The sequence below is a fragment of the Mesorhizobium sp. YC-39 genome, from assembly GCF_025753795.1.
Lineage (GTDB): Bacteria > Pseudomonadota > Alphaproteobacteria > Rhizobiales > Rhizobiaceae > Mesorhizobium.
In genome coordinates, this window is the sequence record NZ_JAOWPS010000002.1 from 1074478 (window position 1) to 1098243 (window position 23766).

A 23766-nucleotide genomic window follows, 5' to 3' on the forward strand; every position below is an offset into this window, starting at 1 on the left:
CCCGCATTGCAACCCGTAAGGCGTCATGTCGGGAACATTCCCCGGCGTGGCGAGTTCTGGCTGTTGTAGGGCGCAACGTCGACATTTCAACCGCGCCCGGCGAGATCGCGGCCGCCAGTCTGTCCGCAAGCCGAACAGGAGTCGTCATGATCGAGGACACGGCAGGACGAACCATGGTCCGGGCGGCGATGAGGGCTCCCTATCTCGAGCGCGAGGAAGAACACCTTCTTGCCTTGCGCTGGAAGCAAGACAACGACCAGCACGCACTGCACTGCATCACCATGGCGCATATGCGCCTGGTGATTTCCATGGCCTCTAAATTTCGCCATTACGGCCTGCCGCTCGGCGACTTGATCCAGGAAGGCCATGTCGGCCTGCTCGAAGCCGCGGCCCGTTTCGAGCCGGAGCGCGAGGTGCGCTTTTCGACCTATGCGACATGGTGGATCCGCGCCTCGATGCAGGATTACATCCTGCGCAACTGGTCGATCGTACGCGGTGGCACCAGCTCGGCGCAAAAGGCGCTGTTCTTCAATCTGCGGCGCCTGCGCGCTCGCCTCGCGAACGGCGCCGAGCCGCTCTCGAATGCCTCGCTCTACCGCGAGGTTTCGGTGGCGCTCGGCGTCTCTGAGGCCGACGTGGCGATGATGGATTCCCGCCTTTCGGCACCGGACTCTTCGCTCAACCAGCCGCTCGCCGACGACGCCGGCGCCACCGAGCGGATGGACTTCCTGATTTCGGACGATCCATTGCCGGATGAGATCGTCGGCGAGACAATCGATGTCGAGCGCCGCTCTGTCTGGCTCAAAACGGCGCTCGGCGCACTCAATGCCCGCGAGCTCAGGATCATCGAGGAGCGCCGGCTGAGCGACGAAGGCGCGACACTCGAATCACTCGGCGAGGCGCTCGGCATCTCCAAGGAGCGCGTCCGTCAGATCGAGGCACGCGCCATGGAAAAGCTCAAGGTGGCGCTGGTGGAGCAGAATCCGGAATTTTTGGCGACAGCTGCCTGATCGCTATTTGTCCGTGACGATCTTGACCTTGTCGCCGGCCGAAACCGCAGCACCTGGCGACAGCGCGTTGATCACCCGGAACAGATCGAGCTTGCGGTCGACGCCGACCATCTGCGCGGCGAGCGAACCCATGTTCTGGCCCGGCTGGACCGTGACGACGCGGATATGCAGCGGCTTCAGCGCCGCCTTCTCGGCCGCGCTCAGGATGCGGAAGGAACCGCTGACCGAGCGCGCCACCCCGTCGAGCGAGGTGCTGGCCGAGGGGGCGGCCGTCAACAGCCGGTAGACCTGGCCGCCGGCGCGAATCACCGCGATGTCGAACTGCCAGCCCTCGGCGCCGGCATGTGCGGTCGCCGCCTCATTGCCGTTGATCGTTTCCTGTTTCACGCTGCTGTCGTCGAGACCAGCCACCCAGCCGCTGCGGATGTAGTCGGTCAGCGAGCGGGTCTTGTCGATCGACACACCGTCGAAGCGGATCGCCATGTCGCCCGGCCCGGTCGCCGTCACCGCCGCCGCCGAATTGTCGATGATGAAGCCGTCTGGCACCGAGAACGACACGCCAAGCCCCGGGTGCAGGAAGGTTTCCCCGCGCACATAGCCTTCCTCCGGCGTGTCGCCATAGAGCAGGCCGTCTATGCCGGCGAGGAAGGAATCGCGGTCGCGCGAGCCGACGCCAGGCGCGCCGAACTGGCGGGCATGGCGCTGCGCCAGATCGATGCGCTGCGGCGTGTTGGGATGCGTTGCCAGGAAGTCGAGGCTGGCGTCGGTGGCGCCGCTGATCGAGCGGAAATCGGTGTAGGCCGACATCGACTGCAGGAAGCGGCCGGCGGCATAGGGATCGAAGCCCGCCTCGCCGATCGACTTGATGCCGATGGCGTCGGCCTCGAGCTCCTGGTTGCGCGAGAATTGCGCCAGCCTGAGCTTGCCGCGGATCAGCGCTGCCTTGGCGGTCGGGCTGTCGCCGAGCACGTCGGAGACGACCTTGGTCGCCAACCCCTCCTCAGCCTCCAATTGCTGACGCTGCAGGCCATGGTTGGCGGTGACATGGCCCATTTCATGCGCAATGACTGCCGCAAGCTCGGCCGAATCATTGGCCAGCGCCAGCAGGCCACGCGTGATGTAGAGATAGCCGCCCGGCAAGGCGAAGGCGTTGACGTTGGGCGAATTGAGGATGGTGATGCGGTAGGTCTGTGTCGGGTTGGCTGACACCACGGTCAGACGGCCGACGACCTTGGCGACCATGCGCTCCAGCTTGGGATCGGAATATTCGCCGCCATAGGTGGCAAGGATGCGCGGATGCTGCGCCTTCGCCATTTCGGCGAGCTTGCTGTTGGCGGCGACATTGTCGACAGTGATCGGCTTGTCGGAAGGCTGGAAGCCAGATTCCTGGACGTCGGGAGGCGTAAACATCTGGCAGCTTGCCAGCGCCACGGCAAAGCCGGCCAGCACCAGAAAACGCGCCAGCGGATTCATCCTCAGTCTGTCGGTGCCGATTGGCAGAACAGCTTCCTTTCGGGCCTCAACGCATGACTTCGAAAATCGATGCCGATTTTCGGAAAAACCATGCATAAAATCAAACTGCTACCGCATCCTTTGCGCCTCGAACAGGACGCGTGGCGCGATAGTGGCAAATCACGGCCTGCGCCGGACCGGTATTGGCCGACCTAGCCACACTACTCAGATCATGGCAAGCAAACGCCGCATCGCCTGAAGCTGGTTTGGCCATAAATTATGTCCGCTTCCGGGCAACATCTCGTGATCCGTCGCCAAACAGGCCCGAACCGATATAACGCCGGAAGGCTTCGGGTCCAGAGCGGTCGAAGAAATCGGCGGCGACACCCGTCGCGGCAACCATGCCATTGTCGAGAAACACCATGTTCTGACCGACGCGGCGCGCATCTTCCGGCTGGTGCGTAACAAACAGCACCGTCATGCCCCGTTCCGCATGAACGCTGGCCACCAGATCGAGCATGTCGTCACGCAGGGCCGGTCCAAGCGAGGCGAACGGCTCGTCGAGCAGAAGCACCGGCCGATCACGCACCAGGACGCGTGCGAGCGCCACGCGTTGCCGCTCGCCGCCGGAGAGTTCGCGCGGCAGGCGCTGTTCCTTACCGGCGAGGCCAACGCGCTTGAGCGCCTCCGCGACTGCGGCATGGTCGGCCTCGGTCAGCCTGAGCGAAGGCGAGCGGCCGAGCCCGACATTGCGTTCGACGGAAAGATGGGCGAACAGGTTGTTCTCCTGGAACACCATCGACACTGGCCGCGCCGAAGGCGGTTCGGTGCCGACATCGGCGCCGCCGATCAGCACGCGTCCCGATCGCGGCGTCTCGAAGCCGGCCACCAGATTGAGCAGCGTCGATTTTCCCGAGCCGCTCGGCCCCATGATGGCGGTGATCTTCGAGGCTGCGAACTCGACATCGAACAGGAACGGCGCTTCGCCATAGCTGAACGAGACTTGTTCCAGCCGCACCGCCGCGCCTTTCTCCACTCCGGCAACTTTCCCGGCAGGCGTCATGTTCTTTCTCCCCGTCCCAGCCAGTCGGCGGCAAAGACCAGTGCGAGGCAGACGAGACCGAGCAGCAATGCCAAGCCGGCGGCATCCGCCGTGCGATAGCTGCCCATGCGGGCCAGCAACAGATAGGGCAATGTCTGTACCGAATCGCTGCCGAACAGCGCAATGACGCCGAGATCGCCGAGCGACAATGCCATGGCGAAGGCAAAGCCGGTGGCGAGCGGCCGCCTGAGCGACGGCCAGTCGACCAGCCGCAGCCGGTTCCAGCCGGAAATGCCGAGTTGTGCGCAGAGCCGTTCATGGCGTTCGCTCGCCGCATCGTAGGCGGGACGGACGGCTCTGACGGCAAAGGGCATTGCCATCACCGCATTGACGGCCACGACCATGACCGAAGCGATGGCAAAGACATCGCTGACCGTGCGCAGCAGCAGGAACCAGCCGGCGCCGATGACGATGGGCGGCACGACAAGGACGAAGCCGGCGCCGGTATCGGTGGCATGTTCGAGCAGCGTTCTGGTGCCAATGCCGCGCTTTAAGGCCAGCGCCCGCCGCGCCATGATGAGCGACAGCGACAGCGCCACCGAAAGCAGCGCCGACAGCAACGCAAGCACGGCGCTGGTCAGCGTCGCTTGCCGCACCGCGCTCTCGCCAGCCAGCCGGCCGAGATCGGCACCAAGGCCTGCCACCAGCGTAGCCGCCATCGGGCCGGCGACGAACAGCGAGGCGAGAACGATCAAGGTGGCATTGACCACGGTCTCGGCCATGCTGGCCGAGAGATATCGGCGCGATGCCACCGGCAAATTGGCGTCGCCGACAGTGTTGGCGCCGAGCCGCATCAATACCAGCACCACCACGAATGTCAGGGCAATCTGCAGCAGCGTCAGCGTCACCGCGCGGGCCGGATCGAAATCGAAGCGCAGCGCCTGGTAGATGGCGACCTCCAGCGTCGTCGCAGCCGGCCCGCCGCCCAGCGTGAGCACAATGGTGAAAGAGGTGATGCAGAGCATGAAGACAAGTCCGGCGACGCCGGGAAGTGCTGCCCGCAGCACCGGCCATTCGATCAGCCGGAAGGCCGGCACCGCACCCATGCCGAGTTGGCTCGCCAGCCGCCACTGGTCGGCCGGCACTGTTCCCAGCGCCTCAAGGAACAGCCTCACGCTGAGCGGCAGATTGAAGAAGACATGGGCGATGAGAATGCCGGACAGGCCGTAGATGCCGGGCCAGCTCTGGCCTCCGATCTGGCTAAAAGGGCCAGAAAAATAGCCGGCGCGACCGTAAAGGGCCAGAATGCCGAGCGCCGCGACGATGGCCGGGAGCGCCAGCGGCACTGCGAAAAGCTGGAGGATGAAGTCGCGACCGAAAAACCGAGGGTGCCGCGAAAGCGCCCGCGCGACGAACAGCGCTGGCACGACGGAAAGCAGCGTCGACAGAACTGCCTGCCAGAGAGTGAAGCGGGCGACGCGCAGGAGATAGGGATCGAAGGCCGACGCGGCGCCGGACAGGTCGCTCGCGCCTTCGAGGATCAGCCCTGCAAACGCGCCGCCGATCAAAAGTGCTATTGCCGCAAGCGCGAGGGTGCCGGCGGTGATGCGGGAGTCAGATGATGGCGCGCGTTGCACGCTAGACCACCAGATTCGAGATTCTTAGTGAGGATTGCGTTCCTTCGCACCCCCCTCTGTCCTGCCGGACATCCCCCCCACGCGGGGGGAGATTGGCAGTTTCAGCGCTCCGCTCATTCCACCAACGTCGGCGACTGGCGGAACCCGCCGAGCCGTCCGATCTCCGCCCTTGTAGGGGAGATGTCCGACAGGACAGAGGGGCGCGCCTTAGAGCGATCATCTTCGATCAATCGGCCAAAGCTACTTGCTCATCACCGCCAGCCATTCATCCACCCACGCCTTGCGGTTGGCCGCGACCTCTTCCGGGCTGAACAGCAGGGTCTTGGTCGGCTTGACCAGTTTGGCGAAGGCCGGGTTGAGCGGCTTGTCGGTCTTGCCGGCCGGGAACATCCAGTTGGTCTCGGGGATGACGTCCTGGAATTTCGGCCCGGTCATGAAGGTCAGGAACTTTTGCGCCAGCGGATTCTTGGCGCCGGTCGTGGTGATGCCGGCGACTTCGATCTGCAGATATTCGCCCTCCTCGAAGGAGGCTGCCTGGTAACGTTCGGTGTTTTCGGCAACCATATGGTAAGCCGGCGAAGTGGTGTAGGACAGCACCATCGGCGCCTCGCCCTTGGTGAACAGGCCATAGGCCTCGCTCCAGCCCGGCGTCACGGTAAGAACCTTTGCCCTGAGCTTCGCCCAGGCTTCCGGCGCCTTGTCGCCATAGACCGACTTTACCCATAAAAGCAGGCCGAGGCCTGGCGTCGAAGTGCGCGGATCCTGGATGACGATCTTGTCGGCGGCATCGCCCTCGACCAATTCCTTCAGGCTCTTGGGTGGCGTCTTCAGCTTTTCGGTGTCGTAGACGACGGCGAAATAGCCGTAGTCGAACGGCACGAAAATGTCGTTGCTCCAGCCGCCCGGCACGTTGACATCCGGGACCCCGCCGTGTGGCGCAAACAACCCGGTGGCCTTGGCCTCAGCGGTCAGATTGGTGTCGAGGCCGAGCACGATGTCGGCTTTGGTTGCCGCCCCTTCCAGCTTGACGCGGTTGAGCAGCGCGACACCGTCGGCGACCGAGACGAAATCGAGGGCGCAGCCGCATTCGGCCTCGAATTCCTTCTTCACCACGGGGCCTGGACCCCACTCCGCAGTGAAGCTCTCATAGGTGTAGACGGTGAGTTTGTCCTGCGCGGACGCCGGCACGGAGCTAGCAAGCACAATTGCCGAGATAAGGGAGTATAAAAGCGTGCGCATCGGCGCCTCCTTCGTTCGTGTTGAAAGGAATTGAGGCGTCGGCTTGTCCGAAACGTCTAATCCCTCCGCCGGTACAAACCGGATCAGGTTCAGCGGGTTGGCAGGCTTGCCTCTCAGCCGGTCCGCGAAGATCGCGTCCGGCACCCCGTTAGAGCGTTTCGACACATAAGCCCGGCCGAAGTGCCGCGCAAGCGGAAGTTTACCCGCGGTCGAGGCATGGTCCTCCGTTTCGTCTTCCGTTTCCGGGGCAGGGCTGGTAAGGGCCACGCGATATGAGCACATTCACCATCCTGCTTGGCGGCGATCTCATCCGCACGCCGCTGCTCGACCGCCAGGTCGAAGGCTCCCGCGTCATCGCCGCCGATGCCGGCATCGGCCATGCCCGGATACTGGGTCTGACGCCGGAGCTTTGGGTCGGCGATTTCGATTCCGTGCCAGCCGATCTGCCGGACGATCTGGCGGCAGTGCCACGAAAAGTGTTTCCGGCCGAAAAGGACATGACCGACGGGGAACTCGCCATCGCCGCCGCCCTCGAACGCGGCGCGACCAGCCTTGTGCTCGCCGGCGCATTCGGCGGCAAGCGCGCCGACCACGCGTTCCTGCATCTGGCGCTCGGCGTCCGGCTGGCTGAGGAAGGGACGAAGGTGTTGTTGACCAGCGGCGCCCAGGAAGGTGTCCCCTTGTTGCCGGGCAAGGCCGGCTTCGACTATGCCGACGGCACGCTGTTTTCGATCCTCGGCTTCTCCGACCTTTCCGGCCTGACCGTGACCGGCGCCAAATGGCCGCTGAACCACGTCGCGGTCGCATTCGGTTCGTCGCTGACCATATCCAACGAGGTCAAGGGCCGGCTCGAGATCGCGCTGGACCATGGTCTTGCGCTGCTGCTCGCCCATCCCTACCCGCTTCCCGAAAGTTGATTTATGGCGCCGCCGCTTCTCAATCTTGACGGGATAAGACTGACCTTTGGCGGCACGCCGCTGCTTGACGGCGCTGAGCTGACGGCATCGGCAGGCGACAAGATCGCCCTGGTCGGCCGCAACGGCTCGGGCAAGTCGACGTTGCTGAAGATCGCCGCCGGGCTGATCGAACCGCAGGACGGCGAGGTGTTCCGCCAGCCTTCGGCCACGGTGCGCTATCTGCCGCAGATCCCCGACATGGACGGTTTCGCCAATGTCCGCGCCTATGTCGAGGCGGGGCTCGGTCCTGCCGACGATCCCTACCGCGCCACCTATCTGATGGAGCATCTCGGCCTCTCCGGTGAGGAGCGGCCGGACGACCTTTCCGGCGGCGAAGCGCGGCGCGCAGCGCTCGCCCGCGCCATGGCGCCGGAGCCCGACATCCTTCTCCTCGATGAGCCGACCAACCATCTTGATCTCCAGGTCATCGAATGGCTGGAGGAGGAGCTCAGCCGTACCTCCTCGGCGCTGGTCGTCATCTCGCACGATCGCCGCTTCCTCGAGCGGGTATCGCGCGCCACCGTCTGGCTCGACCGCGGCCAGACCCGCAGGCTCGACAAGGGTTTCGGCCATTTCGAGGAATGGCGTGACCAGGTATTGGAGGAGGAAGAGCGCGAGCAGCACAAGCTCGGCCGCCAGATCGTGCGCGAGGAGCACTGGCTGCGCTACGGCGTTACGGCGCGGCGCAAGCGCAACATGCGCCGGCTCGGCGAATTGCAGACCATGCGCCAGCGCTTTCGCGGCCACCGCGGCGCCGAAGGCACGGCCACGATGGTGGCCAGCGACGCGACCGAATCCGGCAAGCTGGTCATCGAGGCGAAGAACATCGAGAAGAGCTTTGGCGATCTTACGGTGGTCAAGGGGTTCTCGACCCGCATCCAGCGTGGCGATCGCGTTGGCCTGGTCGGGCCGAACGGCGCCGGCAAGACGACGCTTTTGAAAATGCTGACCGGCGAATTGCAGCCGGATGCTGGCACGGTGCGGCTCGGCACCAATCTGGAGATCGCCACCCTTGACCAGAAGCGCGAGGCCGTCGATCCACACGAGACGCTGGCCCACTATTTGACCGACGGGCGCGGCGAGAACCTCGTCATCAATGGCGAGCAGCGCCACGTCGTCTCCTACATGAAGGATTTCCTGTTCAAGCCGGAACAGGCGCGCACGCCGATACGCGAACTTTCCGGTGGCGAGCGGGCGCGCCTCCTGCTTGCCCGCGTGCTGGCGCGGCCGGCAAACCTGCTGGTGCTCGACGAGCCGACCAACGATCTCGACATGGAGACGCTGGAGCTGCTGCAGGAGCTTGTCGCCGGTTTTGCCGGAACGGTGATCCTGGTCAGCCACGACCGCGATTTCCTCGACCGCACCGTGACCAGCGTGATCGCGCCCGACGGCGCCGGCCGCTGGATCGAATATGCCGGCGGCTATTCGGACATGCTGGCGCAACGCGGCGGCACCAGACTCGACGACCGCAAGGCGCGGACAAAGCCTGAAAATGTCAACGCCGCGGCGGCGACTGACAGGGCTGAGGTGGCTCAACCCAAGGGGTCGGCCAAAAAGCTGTCGTTCAAGCAGAAATTCGCGCTGGAATCCCTGCCCAAGAAGATCGAGGCGGTGACGGCCTCGATCTCGCGGCTGGAAAACAACATTGCCGACCCCGCCTACTACGAGCGCGACCCGGCTTCGTTCCAGAAGACCATCGCCGCGCTCGACAGGGAGCGCGCCACGCTGGCGGCGCTGGAGGAGGAATGGCTGGAACTGGAAATGCTGCGCGAGGAGATGGAGGGGTAGTTCGCGAGTTGAAGCACCTTGTCATTGCGACTGGACAGGAATGCGCATACATTATGCGCATACCGCGGAGGTCATCATGCGCAAGATAGCTGCGAATGCGGTTCGCCAGCCGGCGAACCTGTCGATCGACTCGAAGCTCATGAAGGAAGCCAAGGGGCTCGACGTGAATGTCTCGCGCGCCGCTGAAGCCGGCATCGCAGAGGCAGTGGCCGCCGAAAAGACGCGACTGTGGAAGCTTGAGAACCGCGCGACGATAGATGCGTGGAACGAATATGTCGAAAAACACGGTATTCCGCTGGCAGAACATCGGCAATTCTGATGGCGCGCTACGACGTCTTCGCGAGTAACATCGAAGGCGGCTATCTCCTCGACGTTCAGGCCGATCTGCTCGACCATTTCAAGACCCGGGTGGTCGTCCCGCTCCTGCCGGCTGCGATGGCGCCATCGCCAATGCGAAAGCTCCATCCCGTTTTCGAGATCAACGGGCGGAAATTGGTCATGGCCACCCATTTGATCGCCACGGTCGCGACGACTGAACTGGGCGAAAGCCGGTTGAATCTAACGAGGCATCACGACGACATCGTGGCTGCGCTCGACATGCTGTTCCAGGGCTTCTGAACCGTTGAGCCTCAACCCGCCGTCTTGGCTTGCCAGGCCTTCAGCGCCTCATCGAACACCTTCTCGCCGGGAATGCCCTTTTCCATGGTCAGCAACGCCCGCCGGCCCGTCTTGTAGACGACCGGCACGTCGATCCAGTCCTGGCCCCTGAGCAGGGTCAGGTTGGCGTCCTCATCCGCCTTGGTGTCGTTGAGCGCGACCAGGAAGAAGCCGTCGGCGATCTTGGCCGGGATGCCGATCAGCGGGCTGCCGGCATCCTGTTCCGAACTTTTCATGGCGACGCGCAGGATGTTGTCGACCCCGCCACCGTCGAAGCCCTCTGGTGTCAGGAAGATCATCTCAATGATGTGGCTGGCCGGCAGTGTCTGGTCGGTATTGCGGCGGATGGTCATGCGCAATTGCACATTCTTGCCGGGAATGGTCGCCTCGGCGCGGATCGCCGGTTCGGGCGGCAGATTGCCGCCAGGCGACTCCTGCACCAGCGACCAGACGATGCTGCCAGGCTCGGCCGAGCCCTGGGCGGTGCTGGTGCGCTCCTCGTAGAAGATAGCCTTCTGGCCGACCGGCACTGTTTCCGCCGGCGCCGCTGCCGGCGTAGCCGGTGCGGCACCTGGGGCTGGAGCTGCCGGAGCGGCTGCGGCATCGGCCGGTGCCGCTGGTGCAGCGCCGTCGGCTGGCGGTGTCGCAGGGGCGGCTTCTGGCTCGGCTGACGCAGGCGCATTGGCCGCCGGCGCATTGGCGACGGGCGCCTCGCCAGCGGGAGCCGCGGCCGCGGCCGGCGGCGGCGTGGTCAACGCCGCGACGGATTCGCCCTCGCCGATGCCGGTGTGCCCAGCCGCGGGGCCGGGATCGACCTCGCCGCCCTCGGGCGTCAGGCGCTGGGTGAACTTGGCGCTTTCGGCGGCGTCGTTGGCGGCCGGTGTTGCCGGCGTTGCCGCGGCATCGGTTGCCGGCTTGGCCGGAGCCGGCTTCACCAGCGGTTCGGTGGTTGCGACCTTGGTGTCGCTGAGGCCCAGCATATCGCTGAACGCATCCTTGTTGAGCCAGATGCCATAGCCACCGCCGGCCACGACGAGCAATGCAACGACTGCGGCTATGAGACCACCATAGCCGCGCTTGCGCTCAGCCGGGCGCAAACGCTGGAAGGTGTCCGCCGCCGGCTCTTCATCATTAGAAAAGGCGTCGCTTCTGAAGGCGTCGTCCCTGGAGACGTTGCCTTTGCCACCCACCCCTTGAAAATCCATGTCGGCGGGCACCGGATCGGCGCGGTTTGGGGGAAGAGGAGCGGGCTGCGGTTTTTGCCAGTTAGGCGCAGGTGTGTTCGGCGCCGTCTTCGCGGCAGGCGCGGGCTGCCATGCTGGCTCGGCCTTTGCCGGTTGCCGGACATGGCTGGACTGGTTCTTGTTGCGGTCGATGGAGGAGAAGATGTCTTCCAGCTCGGCCAGCGGATCGGACGCCGGTGCGGGCTTGACATACTCCCGCTCGATGCTTTCGATGGCGTCTTCAAGGATACGCTTATGCTGGGCAATAGCCGAAGGCGTCAGCGGCGGCGTACGCTCGGCAAGCTTGGCCGCGATGGTGGAACGAGCCTTGTCATAGACTCTCGCGCGTACCTCCGGCGTCGGGTCAACGATGCCGGCGAGCGTCTTTTTCAGAGGACTAACGAAATCTGCCATACTTCAGTCGACCTGCATTTTGTTCCTGGGCCGGCCCCCGCAAATCAGCCGCGATGCCCGGAAGGCTGAGAAACTAATCTTGAAACGGATCGGTCACAAGTATCGTGTCGTCCCGTTCCGGACTGGTGGATAGGAGTGCGACCGGCGCGCCGATCAGCTCCTCGATGTAACGGACATATTTGACGGCCTGAGCCGGCAGATCGTTCCAGCTTCTGGCGCCGGCGGTGGTGCCTTTCCAGCCCTCAAGCGTCTCGTAGACCGGTTCGACGCGTGCCTGCGAACCCTGGCTGGCCGGCAGATAGTCGATCATCTCGCCATCGAGCCGGTAGCCGGTGCAGACCTTGATCTCGTCCAGCCCGTCGAGCACGTCGAGCTTCGTCAGCGCGATGCCCTTGATGCCGTTGACCGCGACGGCCTGGCGAACCAGCACCGCATCGAACCAGCCGCAGCGGCGCTTGCGGCCGGTGACGACGCCGAATTCGTGGCCGCGCGTGCCCAGGAACTCCCCGATCTCGTTTTTCTGTTCGGTCGGAAACGGGCCTTCGCCGACACGCGTCGTATAGGCTTTGGTGATGCCGAGCACATAGCCGATGGCGCCCGGACCAACGCCGGAACCGGCGGAGGCCTGGCCGGCGACCGTGTTGGACGAAGTGACGAACGGATAGGTGCCGTGGTCGATGTCGAGCAGCGTGCCCTGCGCGCCCTCGAACAGGATACGCTCGCCGGCACGCCGCTTGTCGTCAAGGATCTTCCAGACCCGGTCCATATAGGGCAGGATCTCGTCGGCCACCGAACTCAGTTCCCGCATGATCGCGTCGTGCGTCACTTCGGCATGGCCGAGCCCGCGGCGCAGCGCATTGTGGTGCGTCAGCAGCCTGTCGACCTTCAGGGGCAGTGTTTCCAAATCCGCCAAATCCATCACCCTGACCGCGCGCCGGCCTACCTTGTCCTCGTAGGCGGGGCCGATGCCGCGACGGGTCGTGCCAATCTTCGTTCCGGAATTGGATGCGGCGTCCTCGCGGAACCCGTCCAGTTCCCGGTGCAAGGACAGGATAAGCGCGGTGTTTTCGGCTATTTTCAGGCGCTCCGGCGTCACCTCGACGCCTTGCGCCTTCAATTTCGCCACTTCCGCGACGAAGGCGTGCGGATCGAAGACGACGCCATTGCCGATGATGGACAATTTGCCTTGCCGCACCACGCCCGACGGCAGCAGCGACAGCTTGTAGACCTTGCCGTCGACGACCAGCGTATGGCCGGCATTGTGGCCGCCCTGGAAGCGCACGACGACATCGGCGCGTTCCGACAGCCAGTCGACGATCTTGCCCTTGCCCTCGTCGCCCCACTGCGAGCCGACGACCACCACATTGGCCATGTTTCATTTCCCTTGAGACGCCGCTCCATGCGGCTTGAATTGGTTCGAAACGACAGGCCTCTATCGCATCGGTCGGAAAATCGGAATCGATTTCCCGAAATCACGATGCGAAGGTTCAAAGCCTTGAGACGCGCACTTGTGCGTCCAATTGGACACATGTCGCTCTATAGCGTCTAGAGCAGGCTGACGCGACCATTCTTTGCCGCAGAAAACGCCCTGAGGCACAACAATTTTCAGCTTTGCCATCATTTACTTGGGCAGACCGCAGCAATAGGCCGGCGCAGACCCTCGAAGCCCTCCGTCGGCCGGAACTTCAGCTATGCATCGAAGCGCCTATCTGTTCCTGCTGATCACCACCTTGCTGTGGGGTGGCAACTCCGTGGCCGGCAAGCTGGCGGTCGATCATATTTCGCCGATGACACTGGTGTTCCTGCGCTGGGTGCTGGCCGTTTTGATCATGCTGCCGATCGGCTGGCGCACACTGCGCGAGGACTGGCCGGTGGTGCGCAGGCACTGGTTGATACTGGCGGCGCTTGGCGCCAGCGGCTTCACCTTCTTCAACGCGATCTTTTATACGGCGCTCAACTACACGACCGCGATCAACGTCTCGATCGAACAGGCGGCGATGCCGATCCTGATCATCGTCGCCAATTTCATATTTTTTCGCTTGCGCGTGAATTGGGCCCAGATTGTTGGCGTGGTGCTGACCATCGCCGGCGTGATCCTCACCGCCTGCCACGGCGTTCCGCGACGACTGCTGACGCTGGAGCTCAACTTCGGCGATGCCATCATGCTGGTCGCCGTGATTCTCTACAGCGGCTATTCGGTCGGCCTGCGATTGAAGCCGGCCATGCGCTGGCAGAGCCTGATGCTGGCGCTGTCGATTGCGGCCCTCGTCACCTCGCTGCCTTTCTTCCTGTGGGAAATCGCCGCCGGCAAGGTCATCGTGCCCGATGCGCGCGGCTGGGCGATTACGCTCTACACCGCGATCGGCGCCTCGATCGTCTCGCAGATCTTTTATATCAGGGGCAACGAACTGATCGGTGCTAACCGGGCCGGCCTGTTCATCAACCTGGTGCCGATCTTCGGCACGCTGCTTTCGGTTCTGATCGTCGGCGAGACGTTCCACCTTTATCAGGCCCTGGCGCTCGTACTGGTGCTGGGCGGCATCAGCCTGGCCGAATACAATGGAAGGAAGATGGCGAGATAATGCATGTCGCCCAAAAGTGTGCAGCGGTTTTTGGGGCAACGACATGCATAAAACAAGGACTCAAAGCTGTGCTCGGCGCCGATTGCGGATCGGGCAAACCAGGGCTCGTCATTGCCTCATGGTGAACGAGAACTTTACAGCGATACGCCTGGACAAATATGAAAGAAAGCTAATGTATTAATAGGGCCAGCGAACAGTAACAGCCAAATTAAGGATGCAGACACTCCAATATACGGCGCTATTGCCAAGAGATTGACTTTTTCATCTTTCGGCACTCAGCTTGTCGATGCCGATTTGGCTGATTTCGGCGCGAATGGAGACGATCATGAATTTTCGGATGCTTGCGGCCCTTGTCGTTGCTTTTGTCGGCTTGGCGGCCTTTCCTGTTTCGGCCTCCGCAGCCACCGCCTATACCACCGGAACGTTGAATGTGCGAAGCGGCCCCGGCCCCGGCTATGCCAGGGTCGCGACACTGCCGGCCGGCCACAGGGTGACGGTGTTCGGTTGCGAAGGCAGCTGGTGCTCGATTCGCGCCGCTGGAATACGAGGCTGGGCCAGTGCAAACTATCTGGATCGCGTCCACGTGGTGCGCCCGATCGTCGTGCAGCCACACATCGTCATTCGCCCGCCGCATTACCGTCCGCATAGGCCGCACCGGCCGCACAAGCCGCGTCCCCACAAGCCGCAGTGCAAGATCGCGCCCGGCTTCCCTTGCAAGTAGCGGCAGTCAGTCAGTCAGTTATAGCGATCAGCCCCGTGCACCTGCCAAGGCACGCGGGGCTGATCGTATGATGCGCTGTTCCCAATCGCGATCGACGGAAACTTCTGACTCTCAAGCGCCGCCCACATCGAAATGCAGCCTCTTGGCAGAGTCGATCGACTTGTGCGAGCGCACCTGTTCCAGCACGTTTTCCGGGAACGGCGCGTCGAGATAGAGCAGCGCAATGGCGTCGCCGCCTGGCCGGTTGCGGCCAAGCTGGAAATTGGCGATGTTGACGCCGTTCTCGCCGCAGACCGTGCCGAGCAGGCCGATGATGCCCGGTGCGTCGGCATTGGTCGTGTAGAGCATGTGCTGGCCGACCTCGGCGTCGAGATTGATGCCCTTGATCTGGATGAAGCGCGGCTTGCCGTCCGAGAAGCAGGTGCCGGCGATCGAGCGCGTCCTGTGCTCGGTCTTGACCGTCAGCTTGATATAACCGTCGAACACGCCCGATTTGTCACGCTTGACCTCGGCGACGATGATGCCCCGCTCCTTCACCATGATCGGCGCCGACACCATGTTGACGTCGGAGACCTGCGGCCGGATCAGCCCGGCGAGGGTAGCGCTGATCAGCGCGCGCGTGTTCATCGTCGCGGTCGAGCCGTCGAACAGGATCTCGACCTCCTTGATCGGATCCTCGGTGACCTGGCCGACAAAGGCGCCGAGCACTTCGGCAAGCTTGACGAAAGGCTTCAAACGCGGCGCCTCCTCGGCGGTGATCGACGGCATGTTGATGGCGTTGGAAACGGCGCCCTTGATCAGATAGTCGGACATCTGCTCGGCGACATGCAGGGCGACATTCTCTTGCGCCTCGGTGGTCGAAGCCCCGAGATGCGGCGTCACCACAACATTCTCCATGCCGAACAGTTCGTTCTGCTCGGCCGGTTCGACCTCGAACACATCGATGCCGACGCCTGCCACCTTGCCGCTTTTCAGCGCCGCGACCAGGTCGGCCTCGACGATCAATCCGCCACGGGCGCAATTGATGATGCGCACGCCGGTCTTCATCTTGGCGATCGCCGCTGTGTCAATGATGTTGCGCGTCTTGTCGGTCAGCGGCGTGTGCAGGGTGATGAAATCGGCGCGGGCGAACAGCTCGTCGAGTTCGACCTTCTCGACGCCGAGTTCCTCGGCACGGCTGTCCGACAGGAACGGGTCGAAGGCGACGACGTGCATCTTCAGGCCGACGCCGCGCGTCGCCACGATCGAGCCGATATTGCCGCAGCCGATGATGCCCAGCGTCTTGCCGGTGATCTCGATGCCCATGAAGCGGTTCTTTTCCCACTTGCCGGCATGGGTCGAGGCGTTGGCTTCCGGTATCTGGCGGGCCAGTGCGAAGATCATAGCCACGGCATGTTCCGCCGTGGTGATCGAATTGCCGAAGGGTGTGTTCATCACGATGATGCCCTTGCGGCTCGCCGCCGGGATGTCGACATTGTCGACGCCGATGCCGGCGCGGCCGACCACCTTCAGCCTGGTGGCGGCGTTGATCAGCTTTTCGGTGACTTTCGTCGCCGAACGGATGGCGAGGCCGTCATATTGGCCGATCACTTCGAGCAGTTTTTCCTTGTCCTTGCCGAGATCGGGCAAGTAATCGACCTCGACGCCGCGGTCTTTGAATATCTGCACGGCAGTGGTGGAGAGTTTGTCTGAGACGAGAACGCGGGGCGCCATGGCGGCCTCCTTCAAATGGGATTAATCCGTTTGGGAATGGGCGGCCCGAGGGCCGCCACTGGAAAACTCAGGCGGCCGCCTTGAGCGAAGCCTTCTGCTGGGCGAAGGCCCAGTCGAGCCAGGGCAGCAGCGCCTCAACGTCGGTGGCCTCGACGGTCGCCCCGCACCAGATGCGCAGGCCGGGCGGCGCGTCGCGATAGGCGCCGATATCGTAAGCGACGCCTTCCTTGTCGAGCGCGGAGACCAGCCCCTTGGCGAAGGCCGCCTGCCCGTCGGCGTCGAGTGCTGCAACATCCGGATCGGTGAAGGAAAGGCAGACGGACGTGTTCGACCGCGTTGCCGGGTCGGTCGCGAGATGGCCGAGCCACGAGGACTTGTCGACGAAGCCGTCGAGAACGGCGGCATTGGCGTCGGCGCGGGAAATCAAGGCGTCGAGCCCGCCGATCGACTTCGCCCAGAGAAGCGCATCGAGATAGTCCTCGACGCACAGCATCGACGGCGTGTTGATGGTCTCGCCCTTGAAGATGCCTTCGATCAGCTTGCCGCCCGAGGTGAGGCGGAAGATTTTCGGCAGCGGCCAGGCCGGCTTGTAGCTCTCCAGCCGCTCGACGGCGCGCGGGCTGAGGATCAGCATGCCGTGCGCGCCCTCGCCGCCCAGCACCTTCTGCCAGGAGAAGGTGACGACATCCAACTTCCTGAAATCGAGCCTTTGTGCAAACGCCGCCGAGGTCGCGTCGCAGATGGTCAGACCTTTACGAACGGCCGGAATGAAATCACCGTCCGGCACGCGCACGCCGGACGTGGTGCCGTTCCAGGTGAAGACCACATCGCGGTCGAAGTCGATCTTTGTCAGGTCGGGCAATGCGCCGTAGCCGGCTTCGATCTTGCGCACGTCGGCAAGCTTGAGCTGCTTGACCACATCGGTGACCCAGCCGGAACCGAAACTCTCCCAGGCGACCATGTCGACGCCGCGCTCGCCGAGCAGCGACCACAGCGCCATCTCGACCGCGCCGGTGTCCGACGCCGGCACGATGCCGATGCGGTAATCTGCCGGAACCTGGAGGATTTCACGCGTCAGCTCGATCGCCTGTTCGAGCTTGGCCTTGCCAATCTTGGCGCGGTGAGAGCGTCCGAGCGCGGCCTTGGTCAGCGCCTCAACCGACCAGCCGGGGCGCTTTGCGCAGGGACCTGAGGAAAAATGGGGATTTGCCGGACGGAGTCCGGGCTTCGTATGCGTCGTCATCGTGGTCTATCCTTCCAGATAGTGGCCCCTCGTTGGGGAGGGGTGGCCCACGGACGGCGATATGCGTTCAGGCTTCCGGCGTCAAGAGGAAAGTTTTTGTCGCTGGCGGGATACTCGCCGCAATCTGCGGCTCGGTCCGAAATGAAAACGGCGGATCTCTTGATCCGCCGTAGGCATTTTCTGGTCTATGCAATTCACCAAAGGTCGTAGCGCAAGCCGAGCTTGACCTGATGGTTGCTGATCCCTTTTTGAACAGGGAACGAATTCAGGCTCTCGGCGGTGATATATTCGGCGTCGGGAGCGGAAAAATACTGGTAGCCCAGATCGATCTGCACATTCTTTGAAACCTGATAGGCAAGGCCCGCATTCAACGTATAGGCCACAGAGTATTTCGCCTTGGAGCTATGTTGGTCAAAATCATCCGTGTCGTCGCCATTGTCGGTAAAATAGCTCGCCGAGAGATCGTATTTGCTTCGAACGATGCCGATGCCGGCGCCGACATAAGGCGTAATGCCGACATATGTGCCGAGATCGACATAGCCGTTGAGTATGCCCGAGAGCGCATTGTTCTTGAGGTTTCCGGACGCCACGGTCGGCTCTGCCGCCGTTGCCGAATCGTCATAGCTGAAGCTGAACTTGTTGCCGGGCAGATAGCCGAGGTTGAGATCGGCGCGGAGATAATCATTGAAATGATATCCGAAGCCGATGCTCGCGAAATACGCGTCTTCGCTCTCGCTCTCGCTGGCGGGGGTAAAGGCGAAATCCTGATCCTCGAAGCTCGTGTCCGGCAGGTAGGCGACATCGCCGCGCAGGTACCATCCAGAGCCGACCTCGACCGGCTTATAGTCCGGCGCCTGATCGACATAGACAGGCGGATCGTAGTCGGCGCCGAGCGCCTTCGACAGAGGCATCAAGGCGATTGTGGCAAGCGCCAGCGCTATACGCGATTTGACTGTCATGGTCCCCGACTCCCGAACTTGGCGCCATATGCGAGCGCCGTTTCAAGAGCCATTGTTAACCATACTGGTTAAGTGGCGGTTAAGGATAACAGGTGGTTAGCGAATTGATTTCCGCCGGACCAAGCAATGCAGACAAAACGAAATCGCCCGGACAATGCCGGGCGGTTCGCGAATTGTAATGCTGCAAGTATTACTTTGTGTAGACCGGTTCCGGTTCGGGTTGATAGGCCACTGGCGCAGCGCATCCATTATTGCCGCCGAACTGATAGCGCAAACCGCCGCGCACCTCGTGCGTATTAAACCCGCTGTCGAAGCCCGGGCCGGAGCTGCTCACATCATACTCGAACATGCGGCCTCCCTGAATATGGGAGAAACGGTAGCCCGCGTCGAGGATCACTTTGTCAGTCAGGCAGTAGGAAGCACCGGCCATCAGAGCGTAAGCGAACCGCCAGTTGGACGTGCCAGGGTTGAATTCGGTGGTGTTCGGATCCCTGACATCATCCCATTTCACGCGTGCGCCACCGATGCCGGCGCCGACATAGGGAGTGATGCCGTGATAGGTGCCGAGGTCGACATAGGCGTTGGCAAGCAGCAGCAAGGCGCTCATTTTCGACACCTCGGTCGATGTCGTGACGCCATCCGTGGTTGCGCCATCGAAGTCCGAGTTGAACCAGTAGTCGGCCGTCAGATCGGTGCGGAAATAATCGTTGATTTTGTAGCCGACACCACCGCCGAACGAAAAGGCCCCTTTCAGATCGCCGCTGCTGAAACTGTTTGTGCCGGGCGGCGGCCCGTAGGTGATGTAGTCGGCGCCACGGAAATCCGACCAGTGATAATCGATATCACCGCGAATATACCAGCCACCAACATCCACCGGCTGCTCATAGACGGGCGGTGGCGCCTGCTCGACCACCGGCGGCTCCACCAAGTCGGCGGCGAACGCCGGTCCAGCTACGCCAGCCAACAGCGCGGCAAAGAGGGTCATTCTTGCTGTGTTGAACATACTTGTCACCCCTAAAACCCTCGGAACGGCGAATGCGTCCGGCTATGGTTGATTTCAACGTGGATAATGAATTGCAAAGGTTAAAAGGCATTTAACCCTATTGCTTAACCACGAATCTTTAGAATCCAAGGGATCGGGCGGCCGTTGCTTTAGAGCAGTTCCAGGAAAAGTGTGAAGCGGTTTTCCCGGGAAAAGCGCGTAGCGCTTTCCTTAGGGAATTGCGCAAAAACAAGGAGATAGAGCGGCTCGGTGTTTCCGTGGAACGATAAATCGCTCTATGCGGACAGACGCGTAGATCCAACGAAAAAGCCCGCCGGAAGGCGGGCTTTCAAACTGATTTCGGTGCGGATCCGTAAAGGAATCAGGCGGCGCTGCGCGCTTCCGAAATGACCTCGACGATGTCGTTGACGACCGCCTCGACCAGTTGCTGGTCGTCGCCTTCCGCCATGACGCGAATGAGCGGCTCCGTGCCGGACGGCCGAATGACCAGGCGCCCGGCCTTGCCGAGGCGGTGGCGTGCATCTTCGATCGCCGCCTTGACCGGGGCTTCCTCGAGCGGCTTGCCACCGGAAATATGGACGTTCTTCAGAAGCTGCGGCACCGGCTCGAACTTCTTCGACAATTCGCTGACCGGCCGGTTCTGCCGCTTGATGCAGGCCAGCACCTGGAGCGCCGAGACGAGGCCGTCGCCGGTCGTGGAAAAATCGGACAGCACGATGTGGCCCGACTGTTCGCCGCCGACATTCAAACCATGCGCGCGCATGTGCTCGACGACGTAGCGGTCGCCGACCTTGGTGCGGTGCAATTGCAGGTTCATGTCGCCAAGGAAGCGTTCGAGGCCGAGATTGGACATCACCGTCGAGACGACGCCGCCGCCGGCCAGTCGTCCGCTCTGCTGCCAGGACTCGGCGATCAGCGCCATGATCTGGTCGCCATCGACGATGGCGCCATTTTCGTCGACGATGACGACGCGGTCGGCGTCACCGTCGAGCGCGATGCCAATATCGGCGCGCACTTCGTGCACCTTCTTCTGCAGGCCGGCCGGATGGGTCGAGCCGCATTCCTTGTTGATATTGAAGCCGTTGGGTTCGACATTGAGGGCGACGACCTCGGCGCCGAGTTCCCACAGCGCCTCGGGCGCCACCTTGTAGGCGGCGCCATTGGCGCAATCGACGACGATACGCAGCCCCGAAAGCGACATTGACCGCGGCAGCGTGCGCTTGGCGAATTCGATATAGCGGTCATGCACGCCGTCGACGCGCTTGGCGCGGCCGAGCCCGTCCGAATCGGCGAGCGCCAGCTCGATGTCCTTGTCGAGCATCCCCTCGATGCGCTCCTCGATCTCGTCGGAGAGCTTGTAGCCGTCGGGGCCGAACAGCTTGATACCGTTGTCGTAGTAGGGATTGTGCGAGGCCGAGATCATCACGCCGATGTCGGCGCGCAGCGAGCGCACCAGCATGGCGACAGCAGGCGTCGGGATCGGGCCGAGCAGGAACACGTCCATGCCGGCGGCGCAAAGGCCAGCCACCATCGCATTCTCGATCATGTAGCCGGAAAGCCTGGTGTCCTTGCCGAGCACGACACGGTGGCGGTGGCTGCCGCGCTGGAACGAAAGGCCGGCGGCCATGCCGACCCTCATGGCGACCTCCGCCGTCATTGGAAACCTGTTCGCGCGCCCGCGAATACCGTCCGTGCCGAAATAACGTCCTGCCATGCTAGCCACCTTCCTCGATGGTTCTTCCCGAGAACTCATGCCACAATTGGCCTAAGCCCCTATCATCACATTGAATGATTGTGCGTTACCAATCCTTATAAAATCATTGTTTTGTGTGTTTTGTGCCACGCCGGCGCGGTGGATTTAAAGCTTTCGCAATGAGACCGCGTCGGGGTTCAGGAACTCTAGGTCAAACCGGGCGATTGCTACCACAGGGCGGCCTCACTGCGATAGACTGGTACTGGCAAAAGCGCAATCCGCCGTGAATGCGTCCGCGAAAACCCTTGCCCGGGACCGATGATCGGCAACGATTTCATCACCTTGTCGCAAAGAACGCGTTTTCTTTATGCTCCCTGCAGTACTTAGCATCTGGCGCAACCGGTCGTTGAGCGCTATTGATTTGCCAGGGACATAATATGGGCGGCAGCAACGGAGAAACGCCATGCTCATCCATCGACTAGCCACTATGACGGGCCTTGCCGTCGCGACCTTGTTCCTGGCGGCGCCGGCCAACGCGCTGACCATGGCCGAGTGCAGCACCAAGTACAACGCGGCCAAGGATGCGGGAACACTGAACGGGCAGAACTGGAACCAGTTCCGCAAGGCCGAATGCGGTACCGACGCCAGCGCCACCACCACTGACACCCCTACTGACACCAAGCCGGCCAAGAAGGCGGCAAAAGCCACCGACACCACCGGGGCCGCTGCCACGGACGACGCCGCGGCACCGGGCCTGACGGCGAAGGAATGCAGCACCAAATATCAGGCCGCGAAAGCCGCTGGCACGCTGAATGGCATGAAGTGGAACGATTTCCGCAAGACAGAATGCGCCGCCGGCGCCAGCGCCGCGGCAGCACCTGCCAAGGCGACGACCAACGCAGCGGCCACCGACGACGACGCACCGGGCCTGACGGCGAAAGAATGTAGCACCAAGTATCAGGCTGCAAAGGCCGCCGGCACGCTGAATGGCATGAAGTGGAACGACTTCCGCAAGAGCGAATGTGCCGCCGGTGCCAGCGCCGCGGCAGAACCCGCCAATACGACGACCACGGCAGCGACCACCCCTGACGCCGGCAAAGGCCTCAGCATGGCGGACTGCAGCGCCAAATACCAGGCGGCCAAGGCCGGCAACACGCTGAACGGCATGAAGTGGAACGACTTCCGCAAGAGCGCGTGCGGCGCCGGCGCATCCGACGACGACACCGTGCCGGCTGCCGACGAGGCAAACTACAGCAACGATCCGGAGACACCGACCATCACCGCGCCGAAGGGCGTCAAGTTCCCGAAGGCGATCTCCAACAAGTACAGCAGTGAAACCCCTGGCAAGGCGCGGCTGCACACTTGCCTCGATCAGTACTACGCCAACAAGGATGCCAATGCGCTGGGCGGCCTCAAGTGGATCCAGAAGGGCGGCGGCTTCTACAGCCTGTGCAACGCCGCGCTGAAGAGCTGATCGGCAGCAGCATCTGAAAACAGGAAGGCCCGCGAACCGCAAGGTTCGCGGGCCTTTTGTCGCCACCGCCCGGCGAATGAAGCGCTCTTGCCCCGAGATCGGCGAGAGGATGGGACTGACGCCACAACAAGCGCCCTCGAGCGCGGCGCATAGCGGGTAGATCGATTGACTAAATTAGTTGCCCTTGAGGGCGTCCGAAAGCGTTTCGAACGAGCCTGGAAAATAAGCGACATTGTGCCAAGGACGCTTGCTGAGCGCCTCGGCAAGCGCCCGCGCCTGCGCCGCGTCGCGGCCAAACAGCACAATGCGCGTATTGAAATCGTTGAGCGGCATCGGGCTTCCCTGTACTTTAGCAGCCTTTTCAGGGGGAAGGTTGCTGGCCAGCGGCAAGCTCCCCTTCGAGAATTGGTCGGCTGATCTCGCATCCAGAAAGACCGCTGTCTGGTCATTCCTGAAGATCCTGACGATCCCTTCGAGTTCGATTTCAGTGGGACCACCGAGCGCGCGCCAGATCGGCATGCCGAGTTGGAACCTCCGCACGTTGGTGAACCCGGCAGCAAGCAATTGGTCGCTCATCCGCCGACTGGCTTGGCAGAACGGACCATTGCAATAGAGGACTAAGGCCTTGCTCTTGTCGCCCTTGACCAACCGCTCGACTCCTGCGACCGCCCCGGCGGGCGGGCCTTCCAGATTCTGCGCACCAGGAATATGGCCACTCACGAACTCGTCACGCGGTCGCGTGTCGAGGACGATCGCGCTGCCATCGGCCAGGATGCGTCGCATCTGTCCGGTGCTGACCTCCTGGGTTTTCTGGTCAACTTCTCCAATAGTGGCCTGGTAGATATTGGCAGTTTGAGCGAAGGCGTCGCCCACGAATAGTGCTGCTGCTGCGACAATCGACGAAAGAAGACTTACGTTGCGCTTTCTCATGTACCATCTCGCTGTTACAAGGTTTGTCTT

20 protein-coding genes and 1 riboswitch are annotated in these 23766 nt (G+C 62.7%); of the genes, 8 read left to right on the plus strand and 12 right to left on the minus strand.

Annotation, left to right across the window (positions count from 1 at the left end):
• Positions 1-146: 146 nt before the first annotated feature.
• Positions 147-1010 carry an RNA polymerase factor sigma-32 gene (locus OHD62_RS14700; protein WP_263783507.1) on the plus strand — a complete coding sequence of 288 codons (864 nt, stop codon included), beginning with the start codon at positions 147-149 and terminating at the stop codon, positions 1008-1010.
• A 3-nt stretch (positions 1011-1013) separates the two neighbouring features.
• On the opposite strand, the gene OHD62_RS14705 is transcribed toward OHD62_RS14700, so the two are convergent.
• From OHD62_RS14705 to thiB, 4 genes are all read right to left on the minus strand, one after another.
• The gene (locus tag OHD62_RS14705) at positions 1014-2483 is read right to left on the minus strand and encodes a M48 family metalloprotease (RefSeq protein ID WP_263783508.1); all 1470 of its coding nucleotides are present in this window, start codon (positions 2481-2483) and stop codon (positions 1014-1016) included.
• Positions 2484-2739: 256 nt separating this feature from the next.
• Complete coding sequence (gene thiQ, locus OHD62_RS14710; protein WP_263783509.1) at positions 2740-3525, minus strand: thiamine ABC transporter ATP-binding protein; 786 nt, start codon at positions 3523-3525, stop codon at positions 2740-2742.
• On the minus strand, positions 3522-5141 hold the full coding sequence (gene thiP / locus OHD62_RS14715) for a thiamine/thiamine pyrophosphate ABC transporter permease (protein WP_263783510.1): 1620 nt from the start codon (positions 5139-5141) through the stop codon (positions 3522-3524). The genes thiQ and thiP overlap by 4 nt, the downstream gene beginning before the upstream one ends.
• Before the next feature lie 240 nt (positions 5142-5381).
• Complete coding sequence (gene thiB, locus OHD62_RS14720) at positions 5382-6380, minus strand: thiamine ABC transporter substrate binding subunit (RefSeq protein ID WP_263783511.1); 999 nt, start codon at positions 6378-6380, stop codon at positions 5382-5384.
• A 43-nt stretch (positions 6381-6423) separates the two neighbouring features.
• Positions 6424-6538, minus strand: a riboswitch (TPP riboswitch).
• Positions 6539-6652: 114 nt separating this feature from the next.
• Between thiB and OHD62_RS14725 the strand changes: the two genes are divergently transcribed.
• The 4 genes from OHD62_RS14725 to OHD62_RS14740 all read left to right on the plus strand — a co-directional run bounded on the left by OHD62_RS14725 (position 6653) and on the right by OHD62_RS14740 (position 9742).
• Positions 6653-7297, plus strand: a complete 645-nt coding sequence (locus OHD62_RS14725; protein WP_263783512.1) for a thiamine diphosphokinase — start codon at positions 6653-6655, stop codon at positions 7295-7297.
• Between the two features lie 3 nt (positions 7298-7300).
• Entirely contained in the window at positions 7301-9124 is a 1824-nt protein-coding gene (locus OHD62_RS14730) for an ABC-F family ATP-binding cassette domain-containing protein (RefSeq protein WP_263783513.1), read from the plus strand.
• A gap of 76 nt (positions 9125-9200) precedes the next feature.
• Entirely contained in the window at positions 9201-9443 is a 243-nt protein-coding gene (locus tag OHD62_RS14735) for a type II toxin-antitoxin system CcdA family antitoxin (protein WP_263783514.1), read from the plus strand.
• A complete protein-coding gene (locus OHD62_RS14740) occupies positions 9443-9742 on the plus strand; it encodes a CcdB family protein (RefSeq protein ID WP_263783515.1) in 300 nt (99 codons plus the stop codon). The genes OHD62_RS14735 and OHD62_RS14740 overlap by 1 nt, the downstream gene beginning before the upstream one ends.
• Before the next feature lie 11 nt (positions 9743-9753).
• Here the strand turns inward: OHD62_RS14740 and OHD62_RS14745 are convergent, their stop codons facing one another.
• Positions 9754-11418: a hypothetical protein gene (locus OHD62_RS14745; RefSeq protein ID WP_263783516.1), complete on the minus strand. Its 1665-nt coding sequence runs from the start codon at positions 11416-11418 to the stop codon at positions 9754-9756.
• Positions 11419-11491: 73 nt separating this feature from the next.
• Positions 11492-12790 (minus strand): adenylosuccinate synthase, encoded by a 1299-nt coding sequence (locus tag OHD62_RS14750; protein ID WP_263783517.1) that lies wholly within the window; start codon positions 12788-12790, stop codon positions 11492-11494.
• A gap of 319 nt (positions 12791-13109) precedes the next feature.
• Here OHD62_RS14750 and OHD62_RS14755 point away from each other — a divergent pair, with 319 nt between their 5' ends.
• Together OHD62_RS14755 and OHD62_RS14760 are read left to right on the plus strand one after the other, a co-directional pair.
• A complete protein-coding gene (locus OHD62_RS14755) occupies positions 13110-14000 on the plus strand; it encodes a DMT family transporter (RefSeq protein WP_263783518.1) in 891 nt (296 codons plus the stop codon).
• A gap of 325 nt (positions 14001-14325) precedes the next feature.
• Complete coding sequence (locus OHD62_RS14760; protein WP_263783519.1) at positions 14326-14721, plus strand: SH3 domain-containing protein; 396 nt, start codon at positions 14326-14328, stop codon at positions 14719-14721.
• Positions 14722-14832: 111 nt separating this feature from the next.
• Here OHD62_RS14760 and serA read toward each other — a convergent pair whose 3' ends face one another.
• From serA to glmM, 5 genes are all read right to left on the minus strand, one after another.
• A complete protein-coding gene (gene serA / locus OHD62_RS14765) occupies positions 14833-16434 on the minus strand; it encodes a phosphoglycerate dehydrogenase (RefSeq protein ID WP_263783520.1) in 1602 nt (533 codons plus the stop codon).
• Positions 16435-16501: 67 nt separating this feature from the next.
• On the minus strand, positions 16502-17677 hold the full coding sequence (locus OHD62_RS14770) for a phosphoserine transaminase (protein WP_263783521.1): 1176 nt from the start codon (positions 17675-17677) through the stop codon (positions 16502-16504).
• A gap of 194 nt (positions 17678-17871) precedes the next feature.
• Positions 17872-18636 carry an outer membrane protein gene (locus OHD62_RS14775; protein ID WP_263783522.1) on the minus strand — a complete coding sequence of 255 codons (765 nt, stop codon included), beginning with the start codon at positions 18634-18636 and terminating at the stop codon, positions 17872-17874.
• Between the two features lie 190 nt (positions 18637-18826).
• Complete coding sequence (locus OHD62_RS14780) at positions 18827-19639, minus strand: outer membrane protein (protein WP_263783523.1); 813 nt, start codon at positions 19637-19639, stop codon at positions 18827-18829.
• A gap of 361 nt (positions 19640-20000) precedes the next feature.
• Positions 20001-21353 (minus strand): phosphoglucosamine mutase, encoded by a 1353-nt coding sequence (glmM, locus tag OHD62_RS14785; RefSeq protein WP_263783524.1) that lies wholly within the window; start codon positions 21351-21353, stop codon positions 20001-20003.
• Positions 21354-22149: 796 nt separating this feature from the next.
• On the opposite strand from glmM, the gene OHD62_RS35735 reads away from it, so the two are divergent.
• Positions 22150-22806 (plus strand): hypothetical protein, encoded by a 657-nt coding sequence (locus OHD62_RS35735; RefSeq protein WP_412177387.1) that lies wholly within the window; start codon positions 22150-22152, stop codon positions 22804-22806.
• 174 nt (positions 22807-22980) lie between these two features.
• Here the strand turns inward: OHD62_RS35735 and OHD62_RS14795 are convergent, their stop codons facing one another.
• Entirely contained in the window at positions 22981-23736 is a 756-nt protein-coding gene (locus OHD62_RS14795; protein WP_263783526.1) for a rhodanese-like domain-containing protein, read from the minus strand.
• Positions 23737-23766 lie beyond the last annotated feature (30 nt).